This window comes from Solibacillus sp. FSL R5-0449 (genome assembly GCF_037975215.1).
Lineage (GTDB): Bacteria > Bacillota > Bacilli > Bacillales_A > Planococcaceae > Solibacillus.
Window position 1 is genome coordinate 2,786,954 of record NZ_CP150239.1, and the last position, 21,493, is coordinate 2,808,446.

The following is a 21,493-nucleotide window of genomic DNA, read 5'->3' on the forward strand; positions in this document are numbered from 1 at the left end:
GGAAGGAGAATCAAAGATCAAATAAAAATACTGTGTTGTGTTGTAGTGATTTTATTAATTAAAAAAAATGAGGAGTTAACTATTTATATGTAATGATTAAATAAGGATTGGTTAATGATTTTCAATCATCGGGCGTTGTTGGGGAACAACGCTCTTAGGAAACCCTCAATTAGAAAAAAAGTTGCTCCACAATATGGCCCGATTATTGAATAAGTAAAAACCTGCATTCCCATACAGGTTTCTTATCAAACTTTATTATAAATGATCAAACTTAAATATAACTCAATCTTTATTAAAAGACCACAACTAAGAGATTACATTTTGTCCTTTCCTTAGTAGCTTGTTTGTTTAACCATAGTGAAAACCAAAAACACATTTATGTTTTATACCATCTATTAGTACACTCATGAATAATATTCTTTTAGGCATAAAATATACTTCATACTAGAATATTTGTTAATATTTGGTTGTAAGTTCTAGTAACTTTCAAACTAATGGTTTGCATAGGAGAAATATAGAGTGTCGTTGTTCTTACCTGGAAGTCGTAGGTACATAAAATGAAGGAGATAGTTTATAGACATTATAAGGTAAATATGAGCATTGAGGGGATTGACCTAACCTCTGATGCTTCCACCAGGAGTTGAGAATATCGTTTCTATATGGTACCTAAGCTATTAGTGATGTTCAAAATTATGTATTTACTCAAATGGATGGGGGATTTTCACATGAAAAAAGGTTATATATCTTCACTTGTAGCTGCATTAGTACTTTCAGTTTCTTTACCTGTTGGCGCTGCAAATGTATCTATTGAAAATGTTAATAATACTCTTGTTGAAAAAGGATTAGATAAGTCTATTGTAGAGTTAATGCCTATTTCTGAAAAAGATGAAATTTATAAAGCATTAATTGAGAATCCAGATAATGTTCAAATTACACATTCTTTTATGAATGTTGATAATTTAGCTCAAATTGAATATTTTACTAATACGGATGACCAAGAACTATTAAAGACAGGGATAACTAATGAAGACATTAAAAGTATTAGGAAGTCGTTAAAAAAATTAGAAGACTTTACTTTTGATGAATTAAACAAAAAAAAGGAAATTAGTAATTTCGAATATAAATTACTTCAAAAAGCATTGACAAAGAACCCTAATTATAAAAATCAAAAAGTACCTAAAAACAATGAGGTTACTTCATCAGGTCAAATCTCAAGTTCAAAACTCGCTTTTGATATGGTAGTAACTAATAAAACTGCTTCATACCCTTTGTACTCGGTATATATGTATTACAATTGGTCTAGTCCATACTTTACCGATATTTTCAATGACAAAATAGGAGTGGTCTGGAGTGGGGATTTTAATACTCAAAAAATAACTACTAATGCTGATTACTATAAGGCAAGCTATGAATTAAGTAAATACTATGATAAGCATGGGTCTTATAATTTAGAAGTATCTCAGACTCCAAACACAGGTATAGTATTTTCTACTCCACAATCTAAATCTGTAGGAACTGCTCAAAATAAGTTTGGGACAATGAATTTTGAAATTTATAAAAATAGTAAAAGTAATGAGTCTAAAAAAATTGTGTCTCAGTATGCCCATGCTATAACAGCTATCGGTGGAGTATCACTTAGCATTCCGCCCTCAGTTGATATTGGTGTAGGTTATGATAGTAGTCCACAAAGAGCTGCAAACATAACAAATTAAATTTATATCTCCAGGTTTAATTAAATCTGGAGATATTTTTATAAAGGGAGTCTAAAATGAAAAGCATACCCAAATTTTCTATTATACTTATTTTAACTTTATTGTTTTTATCCTATATTTTTATTTTCAATAATGCACCAAAAGAAGCAATTTTAGTACCTGAAACACAATGGGCACTTAATAATAATGGACAACTCATCAAGGAGGTAAATGGAAAAAAAGATGTTGATATAAATGCTGTTGAGGCTTGGGAAATAACTAAAGGGAATTCTGACGTAGTAATTGGTGTAATTGATACGGGTATTGAGGTTTCCAACAAGAATTTAGAATCATCTATATACATAAATGATCAAGAAATCCCAAATAATGGTATAGATGATGATAAAAATGGTTACATAGATGATATAAACGGATGGGATTTCTATAATAATGATAATACGTTATATGATGATTTACTTTGGGACCATCATGGTACATTTATTACTTCCCTTATAGTAAGTAATCATTCAGATGATAATAAAATTTGGGGTATTGCTCCAAATGTAAAAGTTCTACCTATGAAATTTTTACAGGGCTCGTCGGGGAATATTAATGATGCAATAAGAGCTATTGACTATGCTTACTCAATGGGAGTAAGAATAATAAATTGCAGTTGGGATATGTTAGAATTTAATGATACCTTATATAAAAAGATGAAAGAATATAAGGACGTGTTGTTTATAACGTCAGCAGGTAAGGAGGATTTTAATTTAATTGATGATAAAATCTATCCTTGTGCGTTTGATCTTAAAAACGTTATTTGTGTTAAAGCAATAGATAACAAGGGAGATAAATATGTTTATTCTGGGTATGGATTAGATAATATAGTTGCTGCTCCAGGTGTTGAACTTACAGGACTTATGCCTGAGAATGAAAATTTTTCTTATTCAGGTACTTCCTTTGCCACTGCCTATGTCAGTGGAATTGCTGCACTTATAAAAAGTAATAATCCAAACTTAAATAGCATTGAAATAGCTGAAATATTAATTAAAAGTAGAAAAGGTTCTGACAAGGGATATATTATAGATGCAGAAAAAGCCCTAAAATCCAAATAGTCGACATTACAGCTTTTTATTTATACTTACTATTATAAGGGCAACGAGAAAGAAATTTAATATATAGATTAAAGGAGGCAATTAAATGTTAAAATATTCTTTAGGAATAATGGTTTTGGTAATACTGTTCCAAGTTTTTTCAAAATCAAAAAATATGAATCTGTTTCTCCCTATATTTTTCACCTTGCTAACCATAGTTCCTATATTATTAAAAACAGATTTTGGATTATTAACAATACCCTATATTATATTTTTATTGATACTATGGATAGTATTTATGTATAAGAGAGTGAGGATTTTTGCCCGTTCAAAGAGTGACATATATTAATAATAAATAATATGTCTTTAAATGCTTTAGAATCCTATTTGAGAACGCATCCATAAAGAACGGCACTATTCCTTTTAATAGTGAATAGTGCCAATTATTTTTCAAATTTATAGCATTTCTACATATATTCAAATTCATTAATTATATGTAATAAACCCGATGTGATTAATAAAGTATACAAAAGTTAACCTTATCAATAAAAAATTTGGCTCGTACATATCAAATGTATGAGCCACTTTTTGTTCATATAAGTAATGATTAGGGACAAATTTGAACATTGCTATTCCTCTGGTTCTGGAAATATTATCATTCCATCATGGCTTGTTCTACCATCTATGAAAGGATTTACATTATAGTATTCATCTAATTCATGTAACACTTCATGCAGTTCATCTAAAATTGGGTCCCACCTGCTTACCTCTTGTTCAAGTGCTTGTTCAGCTATTTGCTTAGCTTTTTTAAATTCTAGTAATTTATCTTCACCAGGTTTAATGTTATCTAAAAATAAAATAATGCTTTCTAAATACTCTATAAAAGTAGGATGGTCTACTTCTCCATGTATTCCACCTGCCATATAGATTGAATTCTGTGTAATTACTGCTGCTTTAAGGTGTGCCGCAAACAGATTATAATTTGGATCTGAATAATCATAGTAAATAACTTTATCAGTGTCAGGGTCACGTTTACTTAAAGTCTCTGCGTCCCATAAGGAGTATTTCCCCCCGACTACTAATTCTTTCTTTTCCTGTTCCTTATCATTGTCGGGGACGGCTATCGAACCTTCATCATTTTGATTATTGCCTAACTGATTTTCTGATTGATTTGTTTCGGAGGCATTTTCTAAAACAACATCATTATTACTGATAAAAGTAATGCCCAAAAATAATACTGCTCCAGTTAATACAACTGCAAGTGCGTTTTGAAAGTAATGTGGCTTCGTTTTTCGATTTTGTTCTACTTTATGAATCTTATCTAATACCATTCTTTTATTTTCTTTTGTAAATGAAGTCTTTAAATTCTTCTCATAATTTAGTTCTTTAAGATGTTTATCCAATTATTATACCTCCTTTAACTAACAGGTCTCGTAATTTTTTTCTTGCTCTTAGCATCCGCGTTTGAAGTGTGCTTTCCTTTTCTTTTAAGATGAAGCTGATTTCTTTTATAGACAATTCTTTGTAATAATAAAGAATTATAACTTCTCGGTATTTAATTGGTAGTTCCATAATTTTTTCAAAGAGTCCATCTTTTGCTGTCTTTTGAATGTACTCTTCTGCTATATCAATTGTTCGAGATTTATTAGATTCTTGCTGGGTTAGTCGCTGAATTAAGTTTACAGGGCGTAAACGATGCCTTCTTATGTAATCTTTACACTTGTTTGCAGCAATCGAATAGATCCAGCTTTTAAGAGATGAATCCCCCTTAAATGAATCAATCTTCAAATATACGGTCACAAATACTTCTTGTGTTACATCATCAGCATCTGCTTCATTATTCATATATGTATATACGAATTTTTTTACGTCATCACCATAGGTATCCATAATGTCTTCAATTGCTTCAATTGGGTTTGATTTTATATGTTCAAATGAATCAGTTCTAATATCTATGAGAAATCCCTCCTTACTTGCCAAAATTACCCCTCCCTATCATTAGTTCTATATATAAGACGTTACAAACAAAAAAAATATTGCATTTATTTACTAAAAAAAGCTCAATTTGTTAAAAAACAAATTGAGCTTTTATCAAATTAGCGAGGTTATTCATTTTCTTGCAATGAACTTGGTGCCATACAAACTCCTTCGCATCTAACATAACCGCCATATTTTATATATAACTTTTTTGGATTTCTAGAATCCGCTTCATGTGATATATATGTTAAAGTTCCTGAGTAACCGCCTTTATTATATTCAACAGAGTATGGAACGGGTGGTTGTCCCCAAAAAGTTGAATTAACCTCTACATATCTAGTAGTATAAGTGGATTGTTGAGAAAGTGTATCTTCTTCTACGAAACCTATACTTTCCTTATATGTATTAGCAGATGCGAAATTTGTATTAGTAAATAAACATAGTGAAATTATTAAAAAAGCCCCCAACATCTTAAATGCTTTTGTCATTTTCATATTAATGGAGCATCTCCTTTTTATAAAAAATAATATTTACTATTTTTCATCAGCAATACTATTTGCTATTGCACAATTCTTATAGCAAGAAACATACCCCTCATACCATCCACCAAGTGCTTCATTAGGGTATTCATCTGAAGGGTCATGATCATCATAATATGCTCCTACAAGTTTCAGTGTCCCTCTAAACATTCCATCATCGTAGATATAGGTTGTGGGCATATTAAATTTCCATGGGATTCGTACAAATTTGCTCACGACTGGAGTTGAAGAACTTTGAACAGTTTCAACTGACTTTTCACTATAATTATTCAATGGAGCAGCGGATGTAGTTGAGGCAGTCGTAAATAGCCCCGTTACTAGAACACTGGTAACTACTAATCCTCCTAGTATTTTTTTCATTTTCTTCCTCCCTCTATAAATGTTGATGTATCAATGGCTTGCGCCATTTTTCAGCGTCAAAAAATATTTTTTTCGACTCGTACATCTATCGTTATTTTGTAATTCTTGATTTTTCTTACATATTGACTGTAAGCTTCGCTAAAGGAGAAACCATTAACTGGTAATAATTCTCCTGATCCTGTGCGATATATCGATGCACTTTTGGATCTCTGCGTTGCTTATGATGACGGACCCTCCCATATCTCTAGGCGTCTGGTGCGCGTACATTCCTTCGTTCGGTCTATTCATAAGGCAGAGGCTGGCGATGCTCCTCAGGGGACTCATTTGACTATGACTCAACGGTCGAATGGGATAAATAATGCCGGCTTCTCCGTGTCATCCTCTTGTCTTGACTTCCGGTGGTGACGCTTAGGCAGCCGTTTGAAGACTGGCGAAATCGGTTATCATTTGATGTTCGTTAAACATGGTTTTCTTTTTGCACAAGGCATGTAAAACTTTTAGTAACTTCCCACAAAGCAGAACGATGGATTGCTTCTTGCGGAGTGGGTTTTTAGTACGTGTTGTGTAATATTCATGAAGTTGCTTAAAGGCTGGATTATGCAAGATGACCGGCATCATCACTCGGAATAGGAGGGCGCGAAGTTTGCGTCTTCCTCGTTTGGAAATCCGTTTTTGTCCCTTTTGCTGACCAGAAGAGTTTTCACGCAATGTGAGTCCCGCTAGTTTGATTAATTGGCGTGGATGCGCATATTGTGTGAGAGAACCAACCTCTGACAGTAAATCGACAATTGTGACGTCCCCGATTCCCGGTACCGATGCCAAATACTCATAATCCGTCATTTGTTTCGCAAGCTCGATTAATTGAGCCGTTAATTCGTCGAGCTGAGCTTGCATTAATTTCATTTGAGAAAGGAGTGTGGCGATTTCAAGTTTGGCCATCACTAAACCTTCTGTCAGTCCGATTGAATTCTGCGAAACCTCGACTAATTGCTTTGCCTTTGGTAGCTGGGGACTTTTCATCCCTTCTACCTGGCGGTATAAGAATAGTAGCTCTTCGGGTGCTTTCCCTTTGATATCCGATGGTAGTGGTGTCATTTCGAGCACCGCATACGCCATTTTCCCGAAGCTTTTAAATACTTGTGTAAACTCCGGGAAGAAGCGATCTAACCAACGAATCAAGCGATTTTGTAGGGCATTTAAATCTTCTTGGATTTTCGTTCGTAATGTCGCACCATTTCGTAACTCGGCTTCGATTCCTTCGAGAAATCGAGGATAGCTGAAGCGACCGTCGCGCATAAGGCGAGCGATGACAAGTGCGTCTTTTTGGTCATTCTTCGTTTGAAGGTTGTCATCCAACTCCTTGGAACGATTGACGTGCATCGGGTTGACCATTACGAATGGAATTCCGTAGCTTGTCAGAAAGGCCGCCAAGTTCATCCAGTAGTGTCCTGTTGGCTCAAAACCAACTAGAATTTCCTGTTTTTCATGGGTATCTTTTAACGTAAGCAGTCGCTCATAAAAGCTTTCAAATCCAATGCGTGACTGCGCAATAGGAAATGATTTTTGGAGCACTCGGCCTCGATCATCAATAGCACAGGCAAAATGTTTGTGCTTCGCAATGTCAATGCCGATTACGAGTGTATTTTCAGAAACTTGATTAATTTTATGGTTCGTATTAGAATTCATTAAGATAGTCCTCTCGTAGATGAATGAGTCAATTTAGTCGTTGATACTCAAGCATCATACAGGAGGGCTTTTTTGTTTTCAAGTCCCTGAAAATCCTTCTAACAGGAATGCTCCTTATTATGATATCTTAATAACTATGCTTGGAAGAGTTTCTGGCCAGAACCTTCATAAGTAGCATAACAAAAAATTCCACTTAGATTATTTTTTATGCCTAAAAGAATATGTGTTATATAAATTCAAATTATATGACATGATTTAAATAGATTACTTTATACTCATAAAAAATACACATTTACATTTTTTCTTGTTAACTCAGTGCTCAATGTTGTTTTGAATAAAAGTTAACCCGTATTTTTATCACAAGGTAATGTGCTACATCTCGGACGAATGGGAAATATTCTAGGAGACACTAATGGGCTTACAATCTTACGACAATCTATATCTTCACTCCAAATGAATGCTGTTTCTAACGTTCTTCTAATAGGGCTTATAAAAATAATATCTTTATTGTTTAAATAAATTTGATTTTTAAAAGTTTTGCTTGTTCAATTCCTTTAGCAGTTAATGAAGGATTTTCTATATGTAGGCTGTTAGGTATATCTAATGTATGTTCTCCTTCACCGTGACGAATAAACACTAACTCCATTTAAACACTCCTTTTAGTTTATTATCAGTAATTTTGAGTTATTATTCAATCTCCTCATGGTTTATTTTAAAAAAAGCGACCACAGCGAAGTTTGGAAATGTTTAAAGGAATGCTTGTTAAAAATGTATGTTTAGTTAAATTTGGAAATACGGAAAGAGTGGGCTTCAAAATAACATAGTAATTTTTATTCTAAATGTAATAAATTACTTTTTGAATCAGATTTAATAAACCCTTGTTGGGTAATATCATATTTATTACGAGCGAAATATTGATATTCCACTTGTGGTTCATTATCAAATATGACACCAATAAAATATGGATTCGAAGATTCATAACCATCTTCACGATGAGGCACTGTTCGAAATTCCCACGTTTCTCCAGGATACTTTTTCTCCAAATGCAACTGTATATAACTTACTTTCTTTTCAATTTGTATATCTGTCCAATATGGACGTACAAAATAAATGATGCCAAAAGACACTAAAAATAAAAGAGCCAACCCCTGAATCCTTTTTCTCCTTTTTCCTTTAAAAATAAAAGAAATGAACAAAATAAAAACTAAAATTCCACTGGCAATCAACAATTGAATAATTTCTATTGGGTGCAATGAATCCTCCCCTTTATCAATTAGTTCGTTAATTAAATTATAACGTCCCCAAACCGCTGTTTGGGGATATTTTAAACGCTTATTCTCCAGGCATAATTCCAATTACATTTAATGTTTCTGGGTCTACAAATATAAGGGGTGCAGAAAGTGCATCTACTATCGTAACTACAAAAATTTCTTTACCAATATATGAATTATCTATATTTTTGTAGCTATCATCAGTCTTGATTTTTTCCACCGACGCATTTCTCCATTCATTTATCTTATAAAATTCAGTATTCCAACTCTCTTGTTCAATATAATCCAATACGGCATTTCTAACCTTGGTATCGATTTCATTTTCTTCTAATTCATTGTTTGTACAACCCGTACTAAAAAATGACGCTAAGATAAGAATAAAAAAACAGATATGCTTCACTTTCAAAAACACCCCCCCGTTTTATTAAGTAATTTCGACATCATCTTTGTTACTCCTTCTATCAACAAAACTGTATGTTAGTCAGAACAAAGAAGTCCAAACCGACGTTTGGGAGTATTACTAAACATAACCTTATAATAGCATTCGTTATTCCACAATCGGGCCATATTGTGGAGCAACATTTTTTTGGGGGAGTGTAAAAAAAAGATGCAGATTTATAACGATAAAAGAATGGCTATACAAGTTTTTATGCAAATTAAAGATCATACCCAGTAAGCAAAAAGCCCTTATATCAAGGGTTTAGGAGACTTGCATAAAATAGCGTATAAACAATGTTCCATAAAAAAACAGACAAACGTTGCTACAGTTAATAACGTTTGTCTGTTTTTTTTGCGTCCCCAAACTTGCGTTTGGGAACGTTATTAAGTTAATTTATGTATATGTTATTAATCCCAATAATTAAATACTAAATCTCCAACTGTACGTGACCAAAAATAATTTACATAGTGAAGTTCAACATCATTTAGCTCATTTTCATTCAAAAGAATATAATTATCACAATAATGCTCTCTATTAACCATTTCATTAGCGTCATCGGTATTTAAAATGATTTTTCCGCTATCTTTAGCCTGACGCACCAATGGCTCTTCTAGCTGATACACTGTTAGTACCTCATAGTGCTTTTCAAACAAGGATTGTAAAGAAGGATAATCCATAAAATATAAGTTACTCGTTCGACGTTCACCTATAAAATAACCAAATGCTATATAGTCATACATATGGTTATAAAAAATATAAAAGGTTTCTTCATCAACTTCTACATAAGCGTGAGCATAATGTACATCAATGTCTGGCTCATACCACGCCAAAACGCGACCGCTTATTTGCTGAACATACGAATAGCAGCATTTTTTAAATTCAGTGCTATACGCTTCCAAATCTCGTTCAAGTGATAAATCTCCACCAGTAAAACCTGTTACACCCCTTTTTAAAATCATATGTGTAATCTCCTTACTGTAATTTCATTAAGTATATCTTATTTGATAATATTCCCTAAGTGGCATTTGGGAACGTTATTTAGACTTATTTTGCATATTTTTAATAATCCTAACTAAATAAAATTTAGCTTTATAACGTTTCAACCATTTGAAAAATCTCTTTGTAAAGGTCATCTAACTCTTTTTCATCTTTTAAATAGAAATACCAAACATCTTCTCTATCTGCATCTATATCGGATAGATAAATTGTCGTATGAGAGCCATTATTTAAAGATTCCCAACGAGCCGTTTCATAGGTAGCCCCTGCTCTTATGAATGGAAAATGCCTTTTTGGTGAATCAAAAAAAATAATCGGCATTTCAGAATCACTATAAACATCAACAAATCTATCATCAGATGCTTCTTCAAATATCACTGGTGTTATCATAACAGCATCAAAATTTGTTGAAATCTGTGTTGCATCTTCGCTAAATTTATCTAGTGAAATTGACTCAAAATGAATGTTTTTGTTATTTAATTCTGGAATATCACCAATTACAGCAATTTTTAAAGGTTCTCCATCATATTTAACTTCATTACTTGAACAAGCACTTAGAGTTAGTAAGAAAAAAATAGATATAATACTTAAAATCATACTTAATCTCATACTTAATCTCATCGTGACACCTCCTAAATAACATATCCCCTTATATTACCATTTAGGAGTGATTTTAAATAGTTGCTGCTGTTTGAGTGAATTACTATGATAGTTGAAAATAAAAACCTTCCCAAAGCGACGTTTGGTAACATAATTTTCTAGTCCTGTACTCAAAATCGTATTTGTGCTTCTTTTTTATGTAAGGTAGTAGACCACACGAATATGACGAACCCTTATTCCACAATCTGGGCGCTTTAATTGAATATTCTCATCCCGAAATAAGTAAACATTTTTATAAAAAACAAACTCGATAAACAAAGAACAAACTGTTTTGATCAAACTTTGTTTCAAAACAGTTTGTTTCTTTCTGTATAAATCAGCGTTTGCAATTCACTTTTAATTAAACTTTATTAAAATGCTTCAACACACTAATAAAAAATTTACTATTATTAGGTAAAGAATTTTATATTAAAACCTAAATGTCTGACAATTTCAGTTTGAGCTTCATTAAATACTTTAATCTCTATAAATAGAGAACGCTCAAGATCTCCTAGATGGTTATAACCTATAACATTTTGTTTTAATTCATTTTTTTTGATAAGGATTGACGGAACTTCTAATGACTCAAGTGTTTCACCATCTTCATTTTCGTCTCTTCCAAATTTAATGAGAATATTGTGTTCAAATTTATTTTTTATATCAAACAAAACATATAATTTTTTCTCAACTTCTTCAAAGTATATTCTTACAAATTGAATAAACAAGGCATCGTCATTTAATACATTGAAATAAAAACTTACATCATCTTCACTAACTGTAGTACCATTTGTAAAATCAAAATTAATTATTTTTTTCATTACTTCCCTCCCGATTGGATAACCTATAAACATTATACTCAATTTCTTTGGGGAATCTCTGTATGAAAAACTCTCACTCTGTACATACTAGAATTTAGATTACTAGTTTTAACCTATGTGGGAGAGTGAAAGAAATGTTATTATCCGAAGCGTGGAAAAATTATCAACAAGATAAAAAAATCGAGGGGTATTCAACACTTACATTAAAAACATATTCTTTTCAATACAATCTTTTATTGCGGTTTTTTGGTGATATTGATATGAATGGATTTAGTACAGAAAAATTAAAAGAATACTTACTACATACAGGAAAACACTTGAAGCCTTCTAGTTTAGGGCATAGGATTCGATTTGTGAAATCACTATTTAGATGGTCACATGAAGAGGGATATATTCCAAAAAATCCTGCCGCTAAATTGAAAGAGCCGAAATTAGGAAAAAGAATTCCTAAGTTTCTATCAGAATTAGAGATTGAACATTTAAGGGAAGCTTGCCAAACAACGATGGAAAATGCGCTATTTGAGTTTATGTATTCGACCGGCTGCCGTATTGGGGAAGTCGTAAAAATAGATCGACATGATATTGATTTCCGAACAAATTCGGTCATTGTACAAGGGAAAGGTGATAAAGAAAGAGAAGTATACTTTAATACTCGCTGCGCTATTTGGTTAAAAAGATATTTAGACGAACGAGATGATGAAGATCCTTGTTTATTTATTACGAACAGGAAACCTAAAAGGCGGATGAGCATTGATAACTTGAGATATATTATTAAGCGCGTATCAAATCGGGCTGGAATAAAAAAGTGTATACATCCGCATCAGTTACGACACAGCTATGCAACACATATGATTAATAACGGTGCGCCAATCGATGTCATCCAAAGTCTACTTGGGCACGAAAAGAGTGAGACGACAAAGATTTATGCACAGCTAAGCGGTAAAATAAGACAGGATTACTATAGTAAATACTTTTGAAATTAAAATTTAAGCAATCCTAGAAGTGCAGTATATAAAATTTCGCTTCTTTCCGTCATAGGGCCATTTTATATAACACTCAGATGACATTCATTTTAATTCAAAAAAGCATGTGGAGGGAGAATTTTTGAAAACGAGATATCATTCTTGGAAAAGCTATGTTTATTTAACCGTTAGTGTGATCGTTACGGTTCTTATGATTTTATTAGAGCCAATTGGAATAGCCACAAAAGAAAAGCTGACAGGGAGTATAATTTTTCTTATATTGGCAGGGAATCTCGTGTCTGTCTTACTCGGTGTTTTAACACTTACATCTAAGGACGAACGGAAATTGATTCCTAGTATAGCTGCCGTATTTACTTTCTTAAATGTAGGTGTGGTGATTTTCTTTTTCTGGTTTGGTGCAAACTTTGCGTGAGTAAAAGATATTTTTCAATCAGACAAATTTAGTCCAAACTTTGAATGGAGCGTTCCCATTTTAACTTATATCTAATATAGAAGAATCCATTTTGATCAATCTTTCAAAATGGATTCTTTTTTTAAAGCTATACCTTCACTTTACCTAAGTATCAACATCAACAGTTTTATTCGTAGCTAGGTGGAATCCTTCTCCAACCATAAAGCTGCATACCTTCTCTTACTCATATAAATCATTCCAATTCCACCTTTCACTGTTTTTAAATAACTAAATTAGTAATGACGATGACGTGTGTAATCTTCTACTTTTCGCTTGTTCTCTTCAAAAATACGTTTTACTTTTTCTTCATGTAGTGCTTGCTCACGAGAGATTTCACGCTCCCGCTTTGAAATAGCGATTGAAAGTGTAAAAAAGTTTAGTACCATGGATTATCACCTCCTTAAAGTGCCCTGAAAATGGAAAAAACCGCAGAGAGACTTCCCCTGCGGTTAAAAAAAGGCATAAAAATACCGCAGGGGCACACTTCTCCCTGCGGTATGGGCATACTTAATCAATTAAAGAGTTTAAGCAATCCATTCCAGTCTGGTCGAATGTGTGATTTTTGTTTTCATTGAAGTTGTAATATCTAGTGACATTAATTTATTGATAACGATCATGTTCTTCGACCTCCTTAGAATTTTTTTTGATTACTGTGTAAGTATATTCCCTCACACTTTGTTTGTAAACATCTTTTTGCAAATTTTCAAAATTAAGTAAAAACTTATTAAAAAAAGTATATAAATGTTGAATTAACAACATTCTTTCCACTCTATTGATGCCCCTATTGTTGCATCCCTAAACGTGTAAGACGCAAAGTACCAGCACACTTTTTTAGTATATGAAGTAGCTACGAATTTGTTCCTACTTATTGTTAAGCCTCAAAAAAGGACATAACACAGAACTATGTTATGTCCCTTCATTGCCTTATATAACGCTACTTACCGAATGTTTCTTTAAATACTCCAATGTCGCCTTCGCAAGTGTGTTTGCAGCTACGAGAAGCGCACGTTCGTCGATATCGAACTTCGGATGGTGGTGCGGGTACGCTTCTTCTTTTTCAGGATCGCGTGCACCTGTGAAGTAAAATGTGCCCGGTACTTTTTCTAAATAATAGGCAAAGTCCTCTCCGCCCATTTCCGGCTCACAAATGACTACTTCTTCAACACCTGGTGTTTCTTTCGCCTGCTCGATGAAGAACTTTGTTGTCTCACGGTCATTAATAACAGCCGAATAGCCACGCACATAATCGTAATCATAATCAGCCTTCATCACTAAACATGCCGCCTTCAGCACATCTTCCAGCTCACGCTCAATTTGGTCACGTGTTTCTTCATCAAACACTCGAACTGTCCCTTTAATTTTTACCGAATCGGCAATTACGTTGAATGGATTTAATGCTTCAAAGTGACAAACCGAAACAACAGCCGGTTTTACTGGACTAATACGGCGCCCTAAAATTTGCTGAGCATTTACAACAAACTGGGAACCGATATAAATCGAATCTTTCGTTTCCTGTGGTTTTGCCCCGTGTCCGCCCTTGCCTTTAATCGTAATGTAGAAAGCATCTGCTGCAGCCATTAATGGCCCTTCACAAACAGCGATTTTCCCCTGCTCGACCGGTGCCCATAAATGCTGACCGAAAATTACATCCACCCCGTCCAGGCAGCCATCTTCAATCATCGCAGTCGCTCCACCCGGTGCAATTTCTTCACCGAATTGATGGATGAACACGACATTCCCCTCAATCTCATCTTGGATCTTGTTCAGCGCTTTAGCCAATACAAGCAGTGATGCCGTATGTCCGTCATGACCACATGCATGCATTCGGCCATCTACCTTCGATTTATAAGGAACATCATTTTGCTCCTGGATTGCCAGTGCATCGAAATCCGCACGTAACGCAACCGTTTTACCAGGTTTCCCACCTCGTAATGTAGCAACTACCCCGCGTCCCCCTACACCTTCACGTACTTCATGTCCAAGTGCACGATGGTATTCTGCAATATATTTTGGTGTTTCCACTTCTTCATGTGAAAGCTCCGGATTTTCGTGCAGGTAACGGCGAATCGCTACCATTTCATCATAATGCTGTTCTAGTATGTCAAATACATTTGTCATGTTTTCCATCCCCAATTTCTAAGTTGTCTGTTGTTTGAATAACTCGTTATTCCCTCAAACCCGGGAATCTTATTTTAAGAAAATGCCATCGCCAGGTCCTAATGGCAGGCCAAGTAAGAACCATACTGCGAATAAAATAATCCACATAATCGCGAAGAATACTGAGTAAGGCAGTAACGCCGAGATTAATGTACCGATTCCGATATTTTTATCGTAGCGTCGAGCAAATGCTAGTAAAATCGCAAAATATGCAAGCATTGGTGTGATTGGGTTCGTAATTGAATCCCCTACACGGTACGCCATTTGTGTTACAGCCGGTGAGTAGTTTAAGTACATGAACATCGGTACAAAAATCGGAGCAAGTAATGCCCATTTAGCCGATGCACTTGCAATCAGTAAGTTGATGAATGCACAAATAATGATGAACCCGATAAACATCGGTGCGCCTGTGAAGTTCATATTTTGTAAAAACTCTGCGCCTTTAATCGCTAAGATCGGTCCGATATTACTCCATCCGAAGTAAGCAATCATTTGTGCTGCAACGAATGCCAATACGATGAATGAAGAAAGGTCACCGATTGATTTAAACATTTGTTCCGCTACATCGCGGTCCGATTTTACTTTCTTCGTCACGATACCGTATGTTAAGCCCGGTAGTAAGAAGAAGAATAGCATAATCGGTACGATCCCCGTCATAAACGGTGAATTTAAAAAGCCGTTATCTTCCGGATTACGCAGTAGACCTGATTCCGGTACAACTAAAATCGCCATTAAGATGATGTACGCTAACGTTACAACCCCTGCCCAGCGAAGACCTTTGTTTTCTAAGGCTGTAAGTGGTTCAGCAACTTCAATTTTCCCGCTGTATTTTCCAAAGCGAGGTTCTACGAATTTACCTGTTACCCAAGTTGCGACAACAACTAATATAAATGTCGAAACGATCAGGAAGTAGTAGTTCATCGTTGCAAGTCCAGTATATGTAGGATCAACCAATTGGGCTGATGTTTGTGTAATGCCCAGTAATAATACGTCTAATGACGAAATAATAAGGTTTGCACTAAACCCTCCGGCAATTGCGGCATAGGTGGCGATTAATCCGACTAACGGATTTCTTCCAACACTCATGAAAATCATTGCGGCAATTGGAGGTAAAATAATGAAGGCTGCGTCTGCTGCAACATTCCCGACAAGACCTGTCAGTAAAATAACAGGTAAGATGATTTTTTTCGGAGCACTTAACACGGTCTTTTTCATTAATGCCGATATTAATCCACTGTTTTCAGCTACCCCAATACCGATCATCGTCACGACCACGATTCCTAGTGGCGCAAAGCTCGTAAAGTTACTTACCATGTTTGTCACGATTTGAATAAGTCCTTCACGATTCAATAGATTGATTACTTCAATCGTTTCATCCGTTCCCGGCTTTACAGCAGAAACCCCAAGTTTTGATAGAACAAGTGATAGCGCCAGTACAAAGAACGCTAAAATGACGAATAATGTGACCGGATCGGGAAGCTTATTCCCCGCTCGTTCAATTCCGTCTAGAAACCTATCAACCATTTTTTTCTTACCAACTTTACTTTCCATAAAGTATCCCCCTAGAAGTTAATGTTTTATACAATAACAAATTAAATAGGAGATAGCAATAAATTATGCAAATTTTTAGATTTTTCTTTATATTTATATAGTAATTTTGTATATTTTAGGAGTAATTTGGGTTTTAAGCTTTTTCCTGGATGAGTATTTTTCCCCAAATAAAAAAAGCCTGGCGATACCATGGCACATCCGGTGTGCCATGTTCCCATGCTTTCCACTTCATATTTTGTAGTGCTGTTCCTATGTAAAAGCGAATACTCTTTTAATAGGCTCACACTAGTAAGTTAGTTTTTAGAAAGTGCACGTTTTTTCTGAACGTACATGTTTTTCAATTTCGCGTAGTAGGCCGCTGCATGTACTGCCCCAGGATCTTTTTTGCGCATAGCAAATTCGAATGCCTCGACTAAATGTTCCGTATTAACCGATTCACTTCGGATGTTAATTAAATCGTAATGCTTATAGTTGTCAGGTACTTTTGCTAAAATATCCTGATCCCCCGTAATTGAAATTAAATGATTGTCGTTAAAAAATAGTTGTAGCATAGTCCATATCCCCTTTTCTGTTTAGTATCGTGATGTCACCCTTTGATCGCTTGCTTCAGCTGTTTTTAACCAACTGTATTTATACGTCTTCTAACCATTACCCCATTTATGTAAAATGAATCATGAATCAGTAAAAAAAATCTCTATTAATATAATTATTCAGAAAAATGAAATCCAAAACCGGTAATTTCGGTATAATATATGTGTAAAGACTGATTTACGGTTATGACGAAGTACTTAGAGAGGATAGTCATCTATGAAAATAACACGCGTCATCAAATATAATTTAATCCGGCTCTTTCGGCTTAAATCTGGTCCACATCAAGTGGCGTCAGGGGTAACGATTGGCTTTATCCCTAGCTGGCTCCCGACATTCGGACTCGGCCCCGTTCTTTCCGTCGGGATGGCAAGACTCATGAAGGCAAATACCGTTTCCGCACTTGTCGGGGGTGTCCTCGGTACTTTCATTTGGCCGCTGCTATTCTTTTTAAATTACAAGGTCGGCAGCTTACTCCTCGACCGAACACCAAAAGTAGATGAAGTCGATGAAGTAGAATACATAGATGCAATCGAACATACGTATACCGGAATAGTGAATTCCCATTCGAGCGGATACACCTTTTTAGCAGGGGCTATGTGCAATATCGTCATCTCCTCGATTCTCCTATACATCATGATCTATATCATGTTCAAGACGTACCGGGTAAGGATTTTAAATAAAATTCGGTAATTCTCGCTTACTTGGCAGAATTTCGGGAATATTATAAAATTACTTTTTACAATAATGAGATAAGCAAGGTGATCAAATGCCCTACAGGGGAAGAATATTAGCAACAGGAATCGGTCTCTTATTTAATATATTGCGTTATTTCTACTATCATCAGTATTTAGGCTTGCCCTTCTATTGGACATTTTTCGTTTTAACAGCCATTTTCCTCAGTATCGCCTGGTGGGCCGGCAAGCAATTTGATAAGGTCAAATACCTGTCAGAAAGAGATCCGCTAACCGGTACGTATAACCGACGGACTGTCGAAGAATACTTTCACAAGGCTACGAAGATAAGTGATTTAAAGAAACAATCATTAGGGGTCATCATGCTCGATTTAAATAAATTTAAAGAAGTAAACGATGAGTTCGGTCATCAAAAAGGCGATGAACTGCTTATACAAGTGGCTACCGCACTAACGACATTTGTCGGGAAACATGATTTAGTGGCAAGATGGGGCGGCGATGAATTCGTCGTGCTCGTAGACAATATGCAAGAAAATACAGCCGACGACTATGTCAAAGAACTCCAGCAAGCCATCACATTGAGAAATGCCGAGAACTTTCCAAATGTCGAGGCATCTGTCGGCTATTCCCTTTACCCTCAGCACGGAAAGAGCTTTCAGAAGCTTGTGCAAGAGGCGGATGCTTATATGTATAAAGATAAGAAGGAGCATTGATGCTGCTTAGACAAGGAATGTTGTCACCTTCTTGAAATCTGACCCTTTTTTAAGGGTCTTTTTTTATCGCTAGATTTTGAGAGAATTTTCCTTTGTTTGAGGCATTATTTTCAAGTTTTTTGTATTTCTCTAAAAATTAAAGTTCCTGACACTATAATGTTAAAAACAAGGAATAAATCACTACTAATTTGCGAGGGATATACGGAGCATGATTCAATATATACTTTTAGGTTTTATAATTGCTTTACCTATCGGGGCGATCTCAATCGAAATGACTAAACAGGGACTGCAAAATGGCTTTTGGTATGCATGGATGGTCGGCATTGGGGCAATCACTGTTGATATATGTATGTTATTCGCATTAAATTTAGGACTGATCGATGTGCTTAACCGATTTAAAACTTATTTATGGCTGCTAGGCGCTATTTTCCTCACACAGCTAGGCTGGCAATCCATAAAATGCCGCGCATCATTATCAAAGGAATGCGAGGCAAAGACAGAATCGCTATTTAAAATTTTCAGAAGTGGCCTAATGATCGGGTTAAATCCCGGCAATATTGTATTTTGGCTTTCTGTATTAGGAACGTCTATTGCTGGAGCTAGTAATAATACCGAAATGAGCCTTGTCTTCGTTTCCCTTTCCATTTTGCTAGGCATCGCATTACACGATGTTCTTTTGGCGGGTATTACAAGCTTCTTTCGCCGCTTTATGACGCCAAAAGCAGAGTACATCGTATCCATCGCGGCAGGCATCGCATTGTTTGGCTTTGCTGCTTATTTCGCAAAAGAATGGGCAGTCAGTGTAGATGTAGTGAATTCTGTTCGGTTTTTAGTAGTGGAAGTGTTAGGTAATACATAAGCGTACGTTGGTTGATTTACATAATAGAAGAGAAACGTGGAGAAGAAAGCTACTAATTTACGAGGGATACTCATTTTGTTACCGGTTTAACGCTTAAAAAAACTCACTCAACAAACGTTAAAGTGAGTTCAAAAATTATAGTTAGTATATTCCTCTACCAAATGCTGGCTGCCAAATTCCTTGATCATTCTTCTCCATTTTTAATTCTGTTGGGCCTTCATAAGAAATATATTTAATAACCCCTTGTGTATCTGTTAACTGCTCAAATTCTGCGTTTTCTAAACCATCGAACAATCGTGCAATTATAAGTCTGTTCACTTCCTCTGTTAACAACTTCTGACGTACTATTTTTGTTTTCTCATAATATCTTCGGACACTGTCTGTTTCAGTATTAACATTTGTTGTGAACAATGCTTCATATGTTCGATAATCTTTTTCAATATCACTTAATAAAAACATTTTAGTAATCGCTTGAGGTGTTACATCTTTTAACCGGTTCACATCGTAATCTGTTTTAAAGCCATCAAAAACTCGTTGCTCTTGTTCAGTTAGTTCAAAAGATAACTCAAAGTTTTGGAAGCCACTAATCTTTCCTACTAAATTTCCTTTATTAATTTTTAAAATGGAGTGCCCATCATTATGTTGATAAACAACAACTTCATCTTCTTTCGTAGAAATTGATTTATTGATAAACGGTTCTTGTTTTGTTCCTTTATTATGGAATAAATATGGATTGTTAAATGGATCTTCCTCATTAGTTACTTCTTTATTTAAACCATGTATTTTTAATGCCTGATTATCCACTAGTACCTGACCGTGATTCATTGTTACGGTATCATTTTCTAAACCTAAAACAGTTGAAACTATTAGCCCTTCAGATCCATAAAAGGCAACATAATCTCCATAAGTAATTGATGCTTTCTTATCGATAACCATTGGCAAAAAGTGTAGCATCCATTGTTCCCCTAGTAATTCCGCGTATTGTGGGTTAATTACCTCCAAAGATGAAATATCATCGATAATGGGAAGCAATTCATTATTTTCACTAGCTGTTTGTAAATTACTTTCTTGAAAAGGCTCCATAGAAAATAGCAAAACAATCATCAAACAAGCAGCAATTGTTACTGTTAGGACTTGCCAGTTACTCTTTTTTCTTGTTTTAGGTTGCGCGATTCTCCGTTGTATCTCTTTAGTAAAGGGTGCATCTCTTCGTAATTCATCCTGTAACCTGTCTTTAAAGTCCTTCATAAAATATCTCCCCCAAGTCCTGATTGGTTCTTAATAACTCTCTTGCTCGGCGAATCCTAGTACGAACGGTATTTTGTGATATTTTTAAGAAACTTGATATTTCAGGAACACTAAATTCCTCATAATAAAACAGGATAATCACCTCTCGATAATGAAGTGGTAAGGAAAAAACAATTTGTTTTAATGTGGACTGTTCTTCAGTGGAAATATACCTTTGCTCCACGGAAAGCTCGTCTTTACGGATAGGCCAAAACTTTGAAATAATAGCGTTTCTCTTTTTCCTCCTAAGCTCATCATGGCAACAATTAATAGCAATTCGAGTTAGATATGTTTTCAAGGAAGCGTCTTTCCGGTAGTTGTCTTTATGTAATAAAAACTTCATTATTACGTCTTGTGTAACTTCTTCTGCAAGCTGATAATCTTTCATATATAAATAATTAAGATGATATAAATATTCACCATATCGTTCTATGATTTGTTCAACATTCAGATCCAACGAACATGCACCTCCTTTATCCTTTACTACTTAGACGCTTACTTTTTATAAAATTGTTCAATTTATTGGAAATATTTTAACCTATTCATCAAAAAAGCATGTTTTGAAGGATTATCAAAACATGCTTTGCATAATAATTATATGTTAAAATACTTTATTCTATCTTCATCCTTCTTCTAAAGTCTTCCATTTCAAACGATTCATTCTTTCATTTAATTCGGCTGAATTCAATTGGTAATTCT

General features: G+C 34.8%; 24 protein-coding genes. 7 read left to right on the forward strand and 17 right to left on the reverse strand.

What is annotated here, in order from left to right; translation table 11 throughout:
- Positions 1-725 precede the first annotated feature (725 nt).
- Entirely contained in the window at positions 726-1,712 is a 987-nt protein-coding gene (locus tag MKY27_RS13985; protein WP_339195870.1) for a hypothetical protein, read from the forward strand.
- A gap of 56 nt (positions 1,713-1,768) precedes the next feature.
- Positions 1,769-2,806 (forward strand): S8 family serine peptidase, encoded by a 1,038-nt coding sequence (locus MKY27_RS13990; protein WP_339195872.1) that lies wholly within the window; start codon positions 1,769-1,771, stop codon positions 2,804-2,806.
- A 608-nt stretch (positions 2,807-3,414) separates the two neighbouring features.
- Here the strand turns inward: MKY27_RS13990 and MKY27_RS13995 are convergent.
- The 11 genes from MKY27_RS13995 to MKY27_RS14045 all read right to left on the reverse strand — a co-directional run bounded on the left by MKY27_RS13995 (position 3,415) and on the right by MKY27_RS14045 (position 11,510).
- Positions 3,415-4,188, reverse strand: coding sequence for a polyphosphate kinase (locus tag MKY27_RS13995; RefSeq protein ID WP_339195874.1), 774 nt, complete (start codon positions 4,186-4,188; stop codon positions 3,415-3,417).
- Complete coding sequence (locus MKY27_RS14000) at positions 4,181-4,765, reverse strand: sigma-70 family RNA polymerase sigma factor (protein ID WP_339195876.1); 585 nt, start codon at positions 4,763-4,765, stop codon at positions 4,181-4,183. The genes MKY27_RS13995 and MKY27_RS14000 overlap by 8 nt, the downstream gene beginning before the upstream one ends.
- Positions 4,766-4,890: 125 nt before the next feature.
- A complete protein-coding gene (locus MKY27_RS14005) occupies positions 4,891-5,256 on the reverse strand; it encodes a hypothetical protein (RefSeq protein ID WP_339195877.1) in 366 nt (121 codons plus the stop codon).
- 39 nt (positions 5,257-5,295) lie between these two features.
- A complete protein-coding gene (locus MKY27_RS14010) occupies positions 5,296-5,661 on the reverse strand; it encodes a hypothetical protein (protein WP_339195879.1) in 366 nt (121 codons plus the stop codon).
- 408 nt (positions 5,662-6,069) lie between these two features.
- A complete protein-coding gene (locus tag MKY27_RS14015; protein WP_339194687.1) occupies positions 6,070-7,347 on the reverse strand; it encodes an IS110 family transposase in 1,278 nt (425 codons plus the stop codon).
- Between the two features lie 511 nt (positions 7,348-7,858).
- On the reverse strand, positions 7,859-7,993 hold the full coding sequence (locus MKY27_RS14020) for a hypothetical protein (protein ID WP_339195881.1): 135 nt from the start codon (positions 7,991-7,993) through the stop codon (positions 7,859-7,861).
- A 184-nt stretch (positions 7,994-8,177) separates the two neighbouring features.
- Positions 8,178-8,702 (reverse strand): hypothetical protein, encoded by a 525-nt coding sequence (locus MKY27_RS14025; RefSeq protein ID WP_339195882.1) that lies wholly within the window; start codon positions 8,700-8,702, stop codon positions 8,178-8,180.
- A complete protein-coding gene (locus MKY27_RS14030; RefSeq protein WP_339195884.1) occupies positions 8,680-9,024 on the reverse strand; it encodes a hypothetical protein in 345 nt (114 codons plus the stop codon). Before MKY27_RS14030 ends, MKY27_RS14025 begins: the two co-directional genes overlap by 23 nt.
- A gap of 440 nt (positions 9,025-9,464) precedes the next feature.
- Positions 9,465-10,016 (reverse strand): hypothetical protein, encoded by a 552-nt coding sequence (locus tag MKY27_RS14035; protein WP_339195886.1) that lies wholly within the window; start codon positions 10,014-10,016, stop codon positions 9,465-9,467.
- Positions 10,017-10,146: 130 nt separating this feature from the next.
- On the reverse strand, positions 10,147-10,674 hold the full coding sequence (locus MKY27_RS14040; protein ID WP_339195888.1) for an amino acid oxidase: 528 nt from the start codon (positions 10,672-10,674) through the stop codon (positions 10,147-10,149).
- Positions 10,675-11,102: 428 nt separating this feature from the next.
- Complete coding sequence (locus MKY27_RS14045; protein WP_339195890.1) at positions 11,103-11,510, reverse strand: hypothetical protein; 408 nt, start codon at positions 11,508-11,510, stop codon at positions 11,103-11,105.
- A 134-nt stretch (positions 11,511-11,644) separates the two neighbouring features.
- On the opposite strand from MKY27_RS14045, the gene xerA reads away from it, so the two are divergent.
- Both xerA and MKY27_RS14055 read left to right on the forward strand, forming a co-directional pair.
- Positions 11,645-12,487 (forward strand): site-specific tyrosine recombinase/integron integrase, encoded by an 843-nt coding sequence (gene xerA, locus MKY27_RS14050; RefSeq protein WP_339173206.1) that lies wholly within the window; start codon positions 11,645-11,647, stop codon positions 12,485-12,487.
- Positions 12,488-12,614: 127 nt separating this feature from the next.
- Complete coding sequence (locus tag MKY27_RS14055) at positions 12,615-12,905, forward strand: hypothetical protein (protein WP_339173209.1); 291 nt, start codon at positions 12,615-12,617, stop codon at positions 12,903-12,905.
- 272 nt (positions 12,906-13,177) lie between these two features.
- On the opposite strand, the gene MKY27_RS14060 is transcribed toward MKY27_RS14055, so the two are convergent.
- The 4 genes from MKY27_RS14060 to MKY27_RS14075 all read right to left on the reverse strand — a co-directional run bounded on the left by MKY27_RS14060 (position 13,178) and on the right by MKY27_RS14075 (position 17,203).
- Complete coding sequence (locus tag MKY27_RS14060) at positions 13,178-13,330, reverse strand: YrzI family small protein (RefSeq protein WP_339173212.1); 153 nt, start codon at positions 13,328-13,330, stop codon at positions 13,178-13,180.
- A gap of 538 nt (positions 13,331-13,868) precedes the next feature.
- A complete protein-coding gene (locus MKY27_RS14065) occupies positions 13,869-15,062 on the reverse strand; it encodes an amidohydrolase (protein WP_339195891.1) in 1,194 nt (397 codons plus the stop codon).
- 69 nt (positions 15,063-15,131) lie between these two features.
- Positions 15,132-16,652 carry an AbgT family transporter gene (locus MKY27_RS14070; protein WP_339173218.1) on the reverse strand — a complete coding sequence of 507 codons (1,521 nt, stop codon included), beginning with the start codon at positions 16,650-16,652 and terminating at the stop codon, positions 15,132-15,134.
- Between the two features lie 293 nt (positions 16,653-16,945).
- Positions 16,946-17,203 (reverse strand): UDP-glucose 6-dehydrogenase, encoded by a 258-nt coding sequence (locus tag MKY27_RS14075; protein ID WP_339195892.1) that lies wholly within the window; start codon positions 17,201-17,203, stop codon positions 16,946-16,948.
- A 256-nt stretch (positions 17,204-17,459) separates the two neighbouring features.
- On the opposite strand from MKY27_RS14075, the gene MKY27_RS14080 reads away from it, so the two are divergent.
- The 3 genes from MKY27_RS14080 (at position 17,460) to MKY27_RS14090 (ending at position 19,507) form a co-directional block, all read left to right on the forward strand.
- Positions 17,460-17,933: a DUF2062 domain-containing protein gene (locus MKY27_RS14080; protein ID WP_339195893.1), complete on the forward strand. Its 474-nt coding sequence runs from the start codon at positions 17,460-17,462 to the stop codon at positions 17,931-17,933.
- Between the two features lie 76 nt (positions 17,934-18,009).
- Positions 18,010-18,648 (forward strand): GGDEF domain-containing protein, encoded by a 639-nt coding sequence (locus MKY27_RS14085; protein WP_339195894.1) that lies wholly within the window; start codon positions 18,010-18,012, stop codon positions 18,646-18,648.
- A gap of 208 nt (positions 18,649-18,856) precedes the next feature.
- Positions 18,857-19,507 (forward strand): LysE family transporter, encoded by a 651-nt coding sequence (locus MKY27_RS14090; RefSeq protein WP_339195896.1) that lies wholly within the window; start codon positions 18,857-18,859, stop codon positions 19,505-19,507.
- A gap of 141 nt (positions 19,508-19,648) precedes the next feature.
- Here the strand turns inward: MKY27_RS14090 and MKY27_RS14095 are convergent, their stop codons facing one another.
- Together MKY27_RS14095 and MKY27_RS14100 are read right to left on the reverse strand one after the other, a co-directional pair.
- Positions 19,649-20,755, reverse strand: a complete 1,107-nt coding sequence (locus tag MKY27_RS14095) for a hypothetical protein (protein WP_339195897.1) — start codon at positions 20,753-20,755, stop codon at positions 19,649-19,651.
- Positions 20,742-21,251: a sigma-70 family RNA polymerase sigma factor gene (locus MKY27_RS14100; RefSeq protein WP_339195898.1), complete on the reverse strand. Its 510-nt coding sequence runs from the start codon at positions 21,249-21,251 to the stop codon at positions 20,742-20,744. Before MKY27_RS14100 ends, MKY27_RS14095 begins: the two co-directional genes overlap by 14 nt.
- Between the last annotated feature and the right edge of the window lie 242 nt (positions 21,252-21,493).

Coding starts and splice junctions, on each gene's coding strand:
- MKY27_RS14090 (WP_339195896.1), top strand. CDS start 18,857: ATGATTCAATATATACTTTTAGGTTTTATAATTGCTTTACCTATCGGG.
- MKY27_RS14085 (WP_339195894.1), top strand. CDS start 18,010: ATGCCCTACAGGGGAAGAATATTAGCAACAGGAATCGGTCTCTTATTT.
- MKY27_RS14020 (WP_339195881.1), bottom strand. CDS start 7,993: ATGGAGTTAGTGTTTATTCGTCACGGTGAAGGAGAACATACATTAGAT.
- MKY27_RS14070 (WP_339173218.1), bottom strand. CDS start 16,652: ATGGAAAGTAAAGTTGGTAAGAAAAAAATGGTTGATAGGTTTCTAGAC.
- MKY27_RS13990 (WP_339195872.1), top strand. CDS start 1,769: ATGAAAAGCATACCCAAATTTTCTATTATACTTATTTTAACTTTATTG.
- MKY27_RS14005 (WP_339195877.1), bottom strand. CDS start 5,256: ATGAAAATGACAAAAGCATTTAAGATGTTGGGGGCTTTTTTAATAATT.
- xerA (WP_339173206.1), top strand. CDS start 11,645: ATGTTATTATCCGAAGCGTGGAAAAATTATCAACAAGATAAAAAAATC.
- MKY27_RS13985 (WP_339195870.1), top strand. CDS start 726: ATGAAAAAAGGTTATATATCTTCACTTGTAGCTGCATTAGTACTTTCA.
- MKY27_RS14040 (WP_339195888.1), bottom strand. CDS start 10,674: ATGAGATTAAGTATGAGATTAAGTATGATTTTAAGTATTATATCTATT.
- MKY27_RS14045 (WP_339195890.1), bottom strand. CDS start 11,510: ATGAAAAAAATAATTAATTTTGATTTTACAAATGGTACTACAGTTAGT.
- MKY27_RS14080 (WP_339195893.1), top strand. CDS start 17,460: ATGAAAATAACACGCGTCATCAAATATAATTTAATCCGGCTCTTTCGG.
- MKY27_RS14075 (WP_339195892.1), bottom strand. CDS start 17,203: ATGCTACAACTATTTTTTAACGACAATCATTTAATTTCAATTACGGGG.
- MKY27_RS14010 (WP_339195879.1), bottom strand. CDS start 5,661: ATGAAAAAAATACTAGGAGGATTAGTAGTTACCAGTGTTCTAGTAACG.
- MKY27_RS14035 (WP_339195886.1), bottom strand. CDS start 10,016: ATGATTTTAAAAAGGGGTGTAACAGGTTTTACTGGTGGAGATTTATCA.
- MKY27_RS14065 (WP_339195891.1), bottom strand. CDS start 15,062: ATGACAAATGTATTTGACATACTAGAACAGCATTATGATGAAATGGTA.
- MKY27_RS14095 (WP_339195897.1), bottom strand. CDS start 20,755: ATGAAGGACTTTAAAGACAGGTTACAGGATGAATTACGAAGAGATGCA.
- MKY27_RS14015 (WP_339194687.1), bottom strand. CDS start 7,347: ATGAATTCTAATACGAACCATAAAATTAATCAAGTTTCTGAAAATACA.
- MKY27_RS14060 (WP_339173212.1), bottom strand. CDS start 13,330: ATGGTACTAAACTTTTTTACACTTTCAATCGCTATTTCAAAGCGGGAG.